The organism is Streptomyces swartbergensis (genome assembly GCF_002148965.1).
GTDB classification, from domain to species: domain Bacteria; phylum Actinomycetota; class Actinomycetes; order Streptomycetales; family Streptomycetaceae; genus Streptomyces; species Streptomyces swartbergensis.
Genome location: NZ_NGFN01000304.1, coordinates 1 through 10,293, shown reverse-complemented (window position 1 = coordinate 10,293; position 10,293 = coordinate 1). Strand labels below are relative to the sequence as shown.

Below are 10,293 nucleotides of genomic sequence, written 5' to 3'. Positions count from 1 at the left end.
GCGTAGACGAGGCCTTCGAGGAGGGAGTTGGACGCCAGGCGGTTGGCGCCGTGCACGCCGGTGCAGGCGACCTCGCCGCACGCGTACAGGCCGGGGACGGTCGTACGGCCCCGGGAGTCGGTGCGGACGCCGCCGGMGGCGTAGTGGGCGGCCGGGGCGACGGGAATGGGCTCGGTGACCGGGTCGATGCCGTGGGCGCGGCACGCGGCGAGGATCGTGGGGAAGCGGTGTTCCCACATGTCGGCGCCGAAGTGCCGGGCGTCGAGGAACATGTGCTCGGCGTCCTGCTCCTGCATGCGGCGCATGATGCCCTTGGCGACGATGTCCCGGGGGGCGAGTTCGGCCAGTTCGTGCTGCCCCTGCATGAAGCGCACGCCGTCGGCGTCGACCAGGTGGGCGCCCTCGCCGCGGACCGCCTCGGAGACCAGGGGCTGCTGGCCCTCCGCGTCGGAGCCCAGGAAGAGGACCGTCGGGTGGAACTGGACGAACTCCAGGTCGCTCACCTCGGCGCCCGCGCGCAGCGCCAGGGCCACGCCGTCGCCCGTGGAGACGGAGGGGTTGGTCGTCGCCGAGAAGACCTGGCCCATGCCGCCGGTCGCCAGGACCACCGCCGGGGCGTGGACCGCGCCCACGCCGTCGTGCTGGCCCTCGCCCATGACGTGCAGGGTGACGCCGGCGGTGCGGCCCTCGGCGTCCGTGAGGAGGTCCAGGACGAGCGCGTTCTCCACCGTGCGAAGGCCACGCGCGCGTACCGCCTCGACCAGGGCCCTGGAGATCTCGGCACCGGTGGCGTCGCCGCCGGCGTGGGCGATGCGGCGGCGGTGGTGGCCGCCCTCGCGGGTGAGTTCCAGGCCGCCCTCGGAGGACTCGTCGAACTGGGCGCCGGTCTCGATGAGGCGGCGTACGGCGTCGGGCCCCTCGGTGACGAGGATGCGGACCGCTTCCTCGTCGCACAGGCCCGCGCCCGCGACCAGGGTGTCGTCCTGGTGCTGTTCGGGGGTGTCGCCCTCGCCGAGGGCCGCGGCGATGCCGCCCTGGGCCCAGCGGGTGGAGCCGTCGTCCAGGCGGGCCTTGGTGACGACGACGGTGGTGAGGCCGGCCGCCTCGCAGCGCAGGGCGGCGGTGAGGCCGGCGACGCCGGAGCCGACGACGACCACGTCCGCGGAGAGGGACCACCCCGGGGCGGGCGCGTGCAGTCGTATGCCTGTGCTGGTCACGAGGCGGCTCCGAAGGTTCCGAAGGTGAGGGGGACGTTGTCGATCAGCCGGGTCGTCCCGACGCGGGCGGCGACGGCGAGGACCGCCTCGCCGGTGAAGTCGTCCCCGATCTCGGTGAAGTCGGACGGGTCGACCAGGGCGAGGTAGTCCAGCACGAGCGGCGGGTCGAGGCGGGCGGCCTCGTCGAGGACCTGGCGGGCGGCCGCGCGGACGGCGGCCGGGCCGCCCGGGACGGCCGTCGCGACGGCGTGCGCGTCCGCTGCCGCGCGGGACTCCCCTATGGCGCTCAGGGCCTCGGCACGCGCGCGTGTGGCGGGCACTTCGCGGGCCCGGGCGCGCAGCGCCTCCTGCGCGGCGTGCCGGTCCTGGCCCGCGAACAGCGCACCGGACAGCGCGAGGGCGGTGCGCCGCTCGGCGGGCGAGAGGTAGCGGTTGCGGCTGGACAGGGCCAGGCCGTCCTCCTCGCGGACGGTGGGCACGCCGACGATCTCCACGCCGAAGTTCAGGTCCCGCACCATGCGGCGGATCAGGGCGAGCTGCTGGGCGTCCTTCTGGCCGTACAGGGCGACGTCGGGGCGGGTGAGGTGGAGCAGCTTGGCGACGACCGTGAGCATGCCGTCGAAGTGGCCCGGGCGGGAGGCGCCCTCCAGCCGCTCGCCCATGGGGCCCGCGGTGATCCGGACCTGGGGCTCGCCGCCCGGGTAGACCTCGTCCACGGCCGGGGCGAACACGACGTCCGCGCCCGACTGCCCGGCCAGCTTCACGTCGGCGTCCAGGGTGCGCGGGTAGCGGTCGAGGTCCTCGCCCTCGCCGAACTGGAGCGGATTGACGAAGACGGTGACGACGACCTCGCCGTCCGGCCCGGCGATGGCGCGGGCGGTGCGGATCAGTGTGGCGTGGCCCTCGTGCAGCGCGCCCATGGTCATCACCACGGCGCGACGGCCCGTACGCGCGCGTGCGTGCAGTTCACCGGCGGTGCTGAGCAGGGTGGTGGTCATCAGGCGTCCCCTTCGGTGCCGTCGGTCCCGTTGGCGAGTACCCCGAGGAGGTCCTCGGCGAGCTCCGGCTTCAGCAGGCCGTGGGCCAGGGCCCGGTCGGCGGTCGCGCGGGCCATCGCCAGGTAGCCGGCGACGGTCTGCGGGGCGTGCCGGCGCAGCTCGGTGACGTGCGCGGCGACCGTGCCCGCGTCGCCGCGCGCGACCGGGCCGGTGAGGGCCGCGTCGCCGGAGCGCAGGGCGTTGTCCAGGGCCGCGCCGAGCAGCGGGCCGAGCATCCGGTCGGGGGCCGCGACACCGGCCGTGCGCAGCAGCTCCAGGGACTGGGCGACCAGGGTGACCAGGTGGTTGGCGCCCAGCGCGAGGGCCGCGTGGTAGAGCGGCCGGTTCTCCTCGGCGATCCACTCCGGCTCGCCGCCCATCTCGATGACCAGGGCCTCGGCGGCCATCCGCAGTTCCTCGGGCGCGGTGACGCCGAAGGAGCAGCCGGCCAGCCGCTGGACGTCCACGGGCGTGCCGGTGAAGGTCATCGCCGGGTGCAGGGCCAGCGGCAGGGCGCCCGCGCGCAGGGCGGGGTCGAGCACCCGCGCGCCGTACCGCCCGGAGGTGTGCACGAGCAGCTGTCCCGGCCGTACGGACCCGGTGTCGGCGAGGCCCGCGACCAGCTCGGGCAGGGCGTCGTCCGGAACGGTCAGCAGGACCAGCTCGGACCGCTGGAGGACCTCGGCGGGCGGCATCACCGGCACGTCGGGCAGCAGTTGCGCGGCGCGGCGCCGGGAGACGTCGGAGACCGCGGAGACGGCGACCGGGCGGTGCCCGGCGAGCTGGAGGGACGCGGCCAGTGCGGGTCCCACGCGACCGGCGCCGACGACGCCGACGGTGAGCCGCGCGGGGCGGTCCTTGGGGTCTGGCTGTGGGGTTGTGTTCACTCGACGGCGGCCTTCCCGTTCCAGTCCGCTCCGGGTACCGGACGATTTCTCGTCATGTTAACGCGATCGGTTCGGGGGGCGTTCGGTTGTCCACAGGCTGTGCGTTCAGGCTGTGCGTTCAGGCAGGGAAAACCGGGTGCCCGCCCGCACACGCGCGCGGGATGATCCGGGCCATGAGTGACACGGCGGAACAGGACGAGCAGGCGACCGGGCAACTGCCGGACGAGGACCGGAGGTCACGGCTCCGTGAGCGGCGGCTGGCCGCCCACCGGGGCGCACGGCGGGTGTTCGCGCGCTTCGGCTTCCACAAGACGCTCCGGGAGCAGCTGGCGGAGCTCGACGGGGCGGAGGGCCTGTACGACCTGGACGAGCTGTCCGACCTCTACGGCGACGGCGTCGTCGAGGCGCTGGAGACGAAGGTCGCCGGACTGCTCGGCACCGAGGCCGCCGCGTTCTTCCCGACGGGGACGATGGCCCAGCAGGTGGCGCTGCGCTGCTGGGCGGGCCGCACCGGCGACCCGACCGTCGCCCTGCACGCGCTCAGCCATCCCGAGGTGCACGAGCGGAACGCGTTCAGCGAGGTCGGCGGGCTGCGGCCGGTGCGCGTGACGGGCGAACCGCGGCTGCCCACCGCCGCCGAGGTGCGCGACTTCGAGGAGCCCTTCGGGGCGCTGATGCTGGAACTGCCCCTGCGGGACGCCGGATTCGTGCTGCCCTCCTGGGAGGAGCTCACCGAGGTGGTCGCGGCCGCGCGGGAGCGGGACGCGGTGGTGCACTTCGACGGGGCCCGCCTGTGGGAGTCCACGGTCCACTTCGGCCGGTCCCTGGAGGAGATCGCGGGCCTGGCCGACAGCGTCTACGTGTCGTTCTACAAGTCCCTGGAGGCATTCGGCGGCGCGGCGCTCGCCGGGCCCAGGGAGCTGGTGGAGGAGGCGAAGGCCTGGCGGCACCGGTACGGCGGCCAGATCTTCCAGCAGTTCCCGACGGTCCTGTCGGCACTGGCCGGGCTGGAGCGGGAGCTGCCCCGGCTGCCGGAGTACGTCGCCCACGCGCGCGTGGTGGCCGCCGCCCTGCGCGAGGGCTTCGCGGCGGCCGGGGTGCCGTGGGTGCGCGTGCACCCGGAGGTGCCGCACACTCACGACTTCCAGGTGTGGCTGCCGTACGACGCCGGCGTCCTGGCGGAGGCGGCGGTCCGGGCGGCCGAGGAGACGGGCTCCGTCCTGTTCGGCTCCGCCTGGGACCGGGGCGGTCCGGGTCTGGCGGTCACGGAGGTGCATGTGCGGGCCGCCGGGCTGGAGTGGAGCGCCGAGGAGGTCGAGAGCGCGGTGGCGGAGTTCGTGGCCCGGCTGCCGGAGGAGGTCAGGTAGGGCGCCGCCGCCACCGGTTCAGGGCGTCCCGGAACCGGTGGCGGGCCGGGCGGCCCGCCAGGACCGCCCGGAACTGCCGTTCGTCGCGCCACTCCCGTACGACCTGCCAGTCGTGCGTGCCGGGTGCGGGCGGGGCGGGTTCGCCGAGCCGGCGGGCGCGGTAGGTGTCGAGGAGGTGCTGCTGCGTGATGCTCATGGTGGATCGCCTCTGCGGGACGGGGTGTTGGAGGTCCGAAGGCTCCGCGGCTGCCCCGGTGGTGCCACAGTGCGCCCGTGCCGGGGTCGGCGTCGCGTCGATTGACGAGGCCCGTCAATCGACGGGGGCGTTGTCAGTGGCGGGGTGCACCATGAGGGCATGAGCGTGCGCATCGACATCGCGGGGCTGCGGCCGGAGCTGGTCGCCGTCGTGCCCTCGCCCCTGGCCGAGCTGGGCATGGCGCTGCACGCGCTGTCCGAGCCGGGACACCACCCGGGCCTCCAGGGCTGGGTGACGGGCGTGACCGCCCGGCTCGATCCGCATCTGGCCGACCGGATGTGCGAGGCCGACTTCCTGTGGCGGACGACGTTCTCGGACCTGTTCCTGCCCTACGCCGGCATCCCGGGCACACTGCCGTGCGCCACCCTCGCCGAGGAACTGGACCTGCTGGACAAGCTGACGGACGAGCAGTTCGTGGACGCGGCGCTGGAGTTCACCTGTGCCGTCGGGTACGGCTCGTGCGGGCCCACCGCGCTGTCCGACCCCGAGGTGCGCCGCCGGTCGCTGGACCTGGCCGCCGCGCGCGGGCCGCGGCAGCTGCGGTTCAGCGAGCGGCTGCTGGCCGACCCGCCCAGGATCCGGGCCTGGCTGCGGCAGTTCCTCCAGGACTGCGACGAGGCGTTCTTCGCGGAGGCCTGGTCCCGGCTGCGTCACCAGCTCGCGGCGGACGCCCGCCACAAGACGGACCTCCTCAGACACCGGGGCCTGGCCGAGGCGCTCGCCGCGGTGTCCCCCGCGGTGACGCTCGACGAGGCCGCCGCCGACATAGCGGTCGACAAGCTGGGCGACGGCCGTACGGCCACGGGCGACAAGGGCCTGCTGCTCGTCCCGACGAGCCTGGGCTGGCCGCACCTGATGGTCCTGCACCGGTACGGCTGGCAGCCGGTGCTGCACTACCCGGTCGGCTCCCCCGAGCTCGCCGCCCCGCCCACGCTGGAGCAGCTGGCCCTGCGCATGACCGCGCTGTCCCACCCCGTGCGGATGCGCATGTGCCGCAATCTGGCCCGCAGCGCGTACACCACCGGCGAGCTGGCGCAGGTGCACGGCATGACGGCCCCGGAGATATCCCGGCATCTGGCCGTGCTGAAGAAGGCGGGCCTGGTCACCACCCGTCGCCGCGGGCGCTACGTCCTGCACCAGCTGGATGTGACGGTGGTGGCCCGGCTCGGCAGCGAGTTCCTGGAGGGGATCCTCCGATAGCAGGCCCCCTGGCGGACGGCTCAGCCGTGCCCGCCGGCCCGCACCAGCCCCGTCTCGTAGGCCAGCACCACCACCTGCACCCGGTCCCTGAGCCCCAGCTTGGTCAGGATGCGGCCCACGTGCGTCTTCACCGTCGCCTCCGACAGCACCAGCCGGGCCGCGATCTCGCCGTTGGACAGGCCCTGCGCGACCAGCACCATGACCTCCCGCTCGCGCTCGGTGAGCCGCTCCAGCTCCTTGTGCTGGGGCTGCTTGGTGCCCGGCAGCATCGGCGCGAAGCGGTCCAGGAGCCGCCGGGTGGTGGAGGGCGCGACGACCGCGTCACCGCTGTGCACGGCGCGGATCGCGGCGAGGAGCTCCCCGGGCGGCACGTCCTTGAGCATGAAGCCGGAGGCGCCCGCCTTCAGCCCGGAGAAGGCGTACTCGTCGAGGTCGAAGGTGGTCAGGATGAGCACCTTCGGCGGGTCGGTGTCCGCGCAGATCCGGCGGGTCGCCTCCACACCGTCGAGCTTCGGCATGCGGACGTCCATCAGCACCACGTCGACCTCGGTCGAGCGCAGCTCCTGGAGGGCCTCGACCCCGTCGCCCGCCTCCGCCACGACCTCCATGTCCGGCTGGGCGGCGAGCACCATCCGGAACCCGGTGCGCAGCAGCACCTGGTCGTCGACGAGCATCACGCGGATCGTCATCGGGGCCTCTTCCATATCTCTGTCACAAGTGTCGGCGAGGGGGGCGTGCGCCCGAGGTCAGTTGGCGGGTTTGAGCGGCAGCAGGGCACTGATGCGGAATCCTCCGCCCGGGCGCGGGCCGGCGTCCAGGGTGCCGCCGACCATGCCGACCCGTTCCCGCATGCCGATCAGGCCGTGGCCCTGTCCGTCGAACCCGCCCTCCTCGTACAGCTCGTGCGGGGCGCCCTTGCCGTCGTCCTCGACGAGCAGGCCGAGGCCGTCGTCGAAGTACACCAGGCGCACGCTCGCGCCCGCGTTGGGCCCGCCGTGCTTGCGGGTGTTGGTGAGCGCCTCCTGCACGATGCGGTAGGCGGTGAGCTCGACGCCGCTGGGCAGCGGGCGGGGGGTGCCCTCCACCTTGAAGTCGACGGGCAGCCCGTGCCCGCGGCACTGCTCGACGAGGTCCTCGATCTGCTCGACGTCGGGCTGCGGCACGTACTCGCCGGCCTCCTCGTGCTCCCCGGTGCGCAGCACGCCGAGCAGGCGGCGCATCTCGGCGAGGGCCTGGCGGCCGGTGGAGGAGATGGTCTCCAGGGCCTTCTTCGCCTGGTCGGGCGCGGCGTCGAGGACGTAGGCGGCGCCGTCGGCCTGCACCACCATCACCGAGACGTTGTGCGCGACGACGTCGTGCAGCTCGCGGGCGATCCGGGCGCGTTCGGCGGCGACGGCGACCTTGGACTGCGCCTCGCGCTCCCGCTCCAGGCGGGCGGCCCGCTCCTCCAGCTGCGCGAAGTAGGCGCGGCGGGTGCGGATGGAGTCGCCGAGCACCCAGGCGAGGGCGAAGGGCACGGTCATGAGGACCGCCAGGGCGATGTTGCCGGCAACGCTCGTCTGATCGCTCGACCAGCGCAGCTGTGCCAGGGGAGCCGCGCACAGGCCGGCGGCCAGGGCGAAGCGGGAGGCCCAGCGCGCGCCCTCCGCCGCGACCGTGTAGACGATCACCAGCATGGCGAAGTCGTGAGGACCCATCTCGACATCGGTGATCAGCTGGGCCACACCGACCGCGGTCGCGAGCAGCAGCATCTTCTCCGGCATGCGGCGGCGCAGCGCGACCACCAGGCACAGCAGCAGCGCGAGCGGAACGGCGACGGCCGGCGGGCCGAATCCGCCCGACGCTCCGCCGACCACGGAAATCCCGAGGAGGACCACGGCCCAGGAGCCGTCGACCCACATCGGGTGCCTGCGGAGGAAGTCATAGAGGCGCTGCACGTAACCCAGCGTAGGGAAGCGGGATAGGTGCAGGGGTCAACCGGAGGACCGATCCGCACCGGGCGCGTGTACTCCGCAAGGTGGAGTTGCGTTCGTTGTGTCCGCTTAGCCTTGGCCCCGTGGCAGCAGTGACGAGGGGCGAGGGACAGCAGGGGCAGGAGTGGCGGGGGTGGCGTGCGGCGGCTCGCGAGGCCCTGTACGGGCCGGGCGGCTTCTATCGCCGGGCTGAGGGGCCGGCCGGCCACTTCCGTACGTCCGTGCACGCGTCGCCGCTGTTCGCCGGGGCCGTGGCGGGGCTGCTGTGCCGGGTCGACGAGGCGCTGGGACGGCCCGCGACGCTGGACTTCGTCGACATGGCGGCCGGGCGCGGCGAGCTGGCCGCCGGCGTGCTCGCCGCACTCCCGGCCGACGTGGCGGCCCGCACGCGCGCGTACGCGGTCGAAGTCGCCGAGCGGCCCGAGGGACTCGATCACYGGATCGAGTGGCCGGCCGAGCCGCCGCAGGGCGTCACCGGGCTGCTGTTCGCCAACGAGTGGCTGGACAACGTACCGGTGGAGGTCGCGGAGGTGGACGCCGCGGGCGTGGCGCGACTGGTGCTGGTCCGGGAGGACGGGACCGAACGGCTCGGGGAGCCGATCGGCGGGGCGCAGGCGCGGTGGCTGGCACGGTGGTGGCCGCTGTCCGGCGAGGCGGGGCTGCGGGCCGAGATCGGCCTGCCCAGGGACGAGGCATGGGCCGCGGCGGTCGCCACGCTCGACCGGGGGCTCGCCGTCGCCGTGGACTACGCGCACACGGCGGACACGCGGCCGCCGTTCGGGACGCTCACCGGCTTCCGGGAGGGCCGCGAGACGGCGGCCGTGCCGGACGGCTCGTGCGACATCACGGCGCATGTCGCGCTCGACGCGTGCGCGCTGCCCGGCGGGCGCCTGCTCCCGCAGCGCGAGGCACTGCGCGCCCTGGGCGTGACCGGCGCACGCCCCCCGCTCACGCTGGCGTCCACCGACCCCGCCGCCTACGTACGCGCCCTCGCGAGCGCCGGAGAGGCCGCCGAGCTCACCGCGGCGGGCGGGCTGGGCGACTTCGGGTGGCTCGTCCAGCCGGTCGGGATCCCGGACGTGCTCACCGCGTGACGGCTACTTGTCGATGTCCCCCACCACGAAGAACATCGACCCCAGGATCGCCACCATGTCCGCGACCAGCGTCCCCGGCAGCAGTTCCGTCAGCACCTGGATGTTGTTGTACGAGGCCGAGCGCAGCTTCAGCCGGTACGGCGTCTTCTCGCCCTTGCTGACCAGGTAGTAGCCGTTGATGCCGAGCGGGTTCTCGGTCCAGGCGTAGGTGTGGCCCTCGGGTGCCTTCAGGACCTTGGGAAGCCGCTGGTTGACCGGCCCGGGCGGCAGCTCGGCGAGCCGGTCGAGGCAGGCGTCGGCCAGGTCCAGCGCGTTGTGCGTCTGCTCCAGGAGGCACTCGAAGCGGGCGAGGCAGTCGCCCTCCTGCCGGGTCACCACCCGCAGGGTGTCCTGGAGGTCGCCGTAGGCGAGGTACGGCTCGTCCCGGCGCAGGTCGAAGTCGACGCCCGAGGCGCGCCCGATCGGCCCGCTGACGCCGTAGGCGTGCACCGCCTCCGGGGCGAGCGTGCCGACGCCCCGGGTGCGGCCCCGGAAGATCTCGTTGCCGAGCACCAGGTCGTCGAAGCGGTCCATCCGGGAACGCACGTCGGCGACGGCGGCACGCGCGCGCATGGTCCACCCGGCCGGCAGGTCCTCCTTGAGGCCGCCCACGCGGTTGAACATGTAGTGCATACGCCCGCCGGAGACCTCCTCCATGACGTGCTGGAGCTCCTCGCGCTCCCGGAAGGCGTAGAAGATCGGCGTGATCCCGCCGAGCTCCAGCGGGTACGAGCCGAGGAACATCAGGTGGTTGAGCACCCGGTTCAGCTCGGCGAGCAGCGTGCGCAGCCACACCGCCCGCTCGGGGACCTCCATGCCGAGCATCCGCTCCACGGCGAGGACCACGCCCAGCTCGTTGGAGAAGGCCGACAGCCAGTCGTGGCGGTTGGCGAGCATGATGATCTGGCGGTAGTCGCGCGCCTCGAACAGCTTCTCCGCGCCGCGGTGCATATAGCCGATCACGGGCTCCGCGTGCGTGATGCGCTCGCCGTCCAGCACGAGTTTCAGCCGCAGCACGCCGTGCGTGGACGGGTGCTGCGGCCCGATGTTGAGCACCATGTCGGTGCTCTCCGCGGCGCCGCCGATTCCGACCATGGTCTCCGTCGTAGGAGTCATGGACACAGTCTCTCCTACGTACGCTGGCCTCATGGAGACGGGGAGCCCGCAGGACACGGGGCCGGCGGGGACACAGGGCGCGGCGGAGACGCAGGGCGCGGCAGGGA

The 10,293-nt window shown here is 73.9% G+C and carries 10 protein-coding genes; 3 read left to right on the top strand and 7 right to left on the bottom strand.

Going from position 1 to position 10,293, the window contains the following annotated elements:
- The 3 genes from CA983_RS33815 to CA983_RS33805 all read right to left on the bottom strand — a co-directional run.
- On the bottom strand, positions 1–1,217 hold a 1,217-nt coding region (locus CA983_RS33815), incomplete at its 3' end, for an L-aspartate oxidase (protein WP_086604599.1).
- On the bottom strand, positions 1,214–2,215 hold the full coding sequence (gene panC, locus CA983_RS33810; RefSeq protein ID WP_086604598.1) for a pantoate--beta-alanine ligase: 1,002 nt from the start codon (positions 2,213–2,215) through the stop codon (positions 1,214–1,216). The genes panC and CA983_RS33815, both read right to left, overlap by 4 nt.
- Positions 2,215–3,141 carry a Rossmann-like and DUF2520 domain-containing protein gene (locus CA983_RS33805; protein WP_086604597.1) on the bottom strand — a complete coding sequence of 309 codons (927 nt, stop codon included), beginning with the start codon at positions 3,139–3,141 and terminating at the stop codon, positions 2,215–2,217. The genes panC and CA983_RS33805 overlap by 1 nt, the downstream gene beginning before the upstream one ends.
- 173 nt (positions 3,142–3,314) lie before the next feature.
- Here CA983_RS33805 and CA983_RS33800 point away from each other — a divergent pair, with 173 nt between their 5' ends.
- Positions 3,315–4,508, top strand: a complete 1,194-nt coding sequence (locus tag CA983_RS33800; protein ID WP_086604600.1) for a threonine aldolase family protein — start codon at positions 3,315–3,317, stop codon at positions 4,506–4,508.
- Here CA983_RS33800 and CA983_RS33795 read toward each other — a convergent pair.
- Positions 4,501–4,704, bottom strand: a complete 204-nt coding sequence (locus tag CA983_RS33795) for a hypothetical protein (protein WP_086604596.1) — start codon at positions 4,702–4,704, stop codon at positions 4,501–4,503. The two genes, CA983_RS33800 and CA983_RS33795, sit on opposite strands and share 8 nt — an antisense overlap.
- Positions 4,705–4,863: 159 nt before the next feature.
- Between CA983_RS33795 and CA983_RS33790 the strand changes: the two genes are divergently transcribed.
- The gene (locus tag CA983_RS33790) at positions 4,864–5,964 is read left to right on the top strand and encodes a DUF5937 family protein (protein ID WP_086604595.1); all 1,101 of its coding nucleotides are present in this window, start codon (positions 4,864–4,866) and stop codon (positions 5,962–5,964) included.
- A gap of 20 nt (positions 5,965–5,984) precedes the next feature.
- Here CA983_RS33790 and CA983_RS33785 read toward each other — a convergent pair whose 3' ends face one another.
- Both CA983_RS33785 and CA983_RS33780 read right to left on the bottom strand, forming a co-directional pair.
- Positions 5,985–6,653: a response regulator gene (locus tag CA983_RS33785; protein WP_086604594.1), complete on the bottom strand. Its 669-nt coding sequence runs from the start codon at positions 6,651–6,653 to the stop codon at positions 5,985–5,987.
- A 57-nt stretch (positions 6,654–6,710) separates the two neighbouring features.
- Positions 6,711–7,901, bottom strand: coding sequence for a sensor histidine kinase (locus CA983_RS33780; protein ID WP_086604593.1), 1,191 nt, complete (start codon positions 7,899–7,901; stop codon positions 6,711–6,713).
- Positions 7,902–8,020: 119 nt separating this feature from the next.
- Between CA983_RS33780 and CA983_RS33775 the strand changes: the two genes are divergently transcribed.
- Complete coding sequence (locus tag CA983_RS33775; RefSeq protein ID WP_244207208.1) at positions 8,021–9,031, top strand: SAM-dependent methyltransferase; 1,011 nt, start codon at positions 8,021–8,023, stop codon at positions 9,029–9,031.
- Positions 9,032–9,034: 3 nt separating this feature from the next.
- Here CA983_RS33775 and CA983_RS33770 read toward each other — a convergent pair whose 3' ends face one another.
- The gene (locus CA983_RS33770) at positions 9,035–10,186 is read right to left on the bottom strand and encodes an NADH-quinone oxidoreductase subunit D (protein WP_086604591.1); all 1,152 of its coding nucleotides are present in this window, start codon (positions 10,184–10,186) and stop codon (positions 9,035–9,037) included.
- Positions 10,187–10,293: the final 107 nt, after the last annotated feature.

What these genes read in the sequence shown, in the direction of transcription:
- panC (WP_086604598.1), bottom strand. Translation starts at nt 2,215, where the DNA reads ATGACCACCACCCTGCTCAGCACCGCCGGTGAACTGCACGCACGCGCG.
- CA983_RS33800 (WP_086604600.1), top strand. Translation starts at nt 3,315, where the DNA reads ATGAGTGACACGGCGGAACAGGACGAGCAGGCGACCGGGCAACTGCCG.
- CA983_RS33795 (WP_086604596.1), bottom strand. Translation starts at nt 4,704, where the DNA reads ATGAGCATCACGCAGCAGCACCTCCTCGACACCTACCGCGCCCGCCGG.
- CA983_RS33790 (WP_086604595.1), top strand. Translation starts at nt 4,864, where the DNA reads ATGAGCGTGCGCATCGACATCGCGGGGCTGCGGCCGGAGCTGGTCGCC.
- CA983_RS33785 (WP_086604594.1), bottom strand. Translation starts at nt 6,653, where the DNA reads ATGACGATCCGCGTGATGCTCGTCGACGACCAGGTGCTGCTGCGCACC.
- CA983_RS33770 (WP_086604591.1), bottom strand. Translation starts at nt 10,186, where the DNA reads ATGACTCCTACGACGGAGACCATGGTCGGAATCGGCGGCGCCGCGGAG.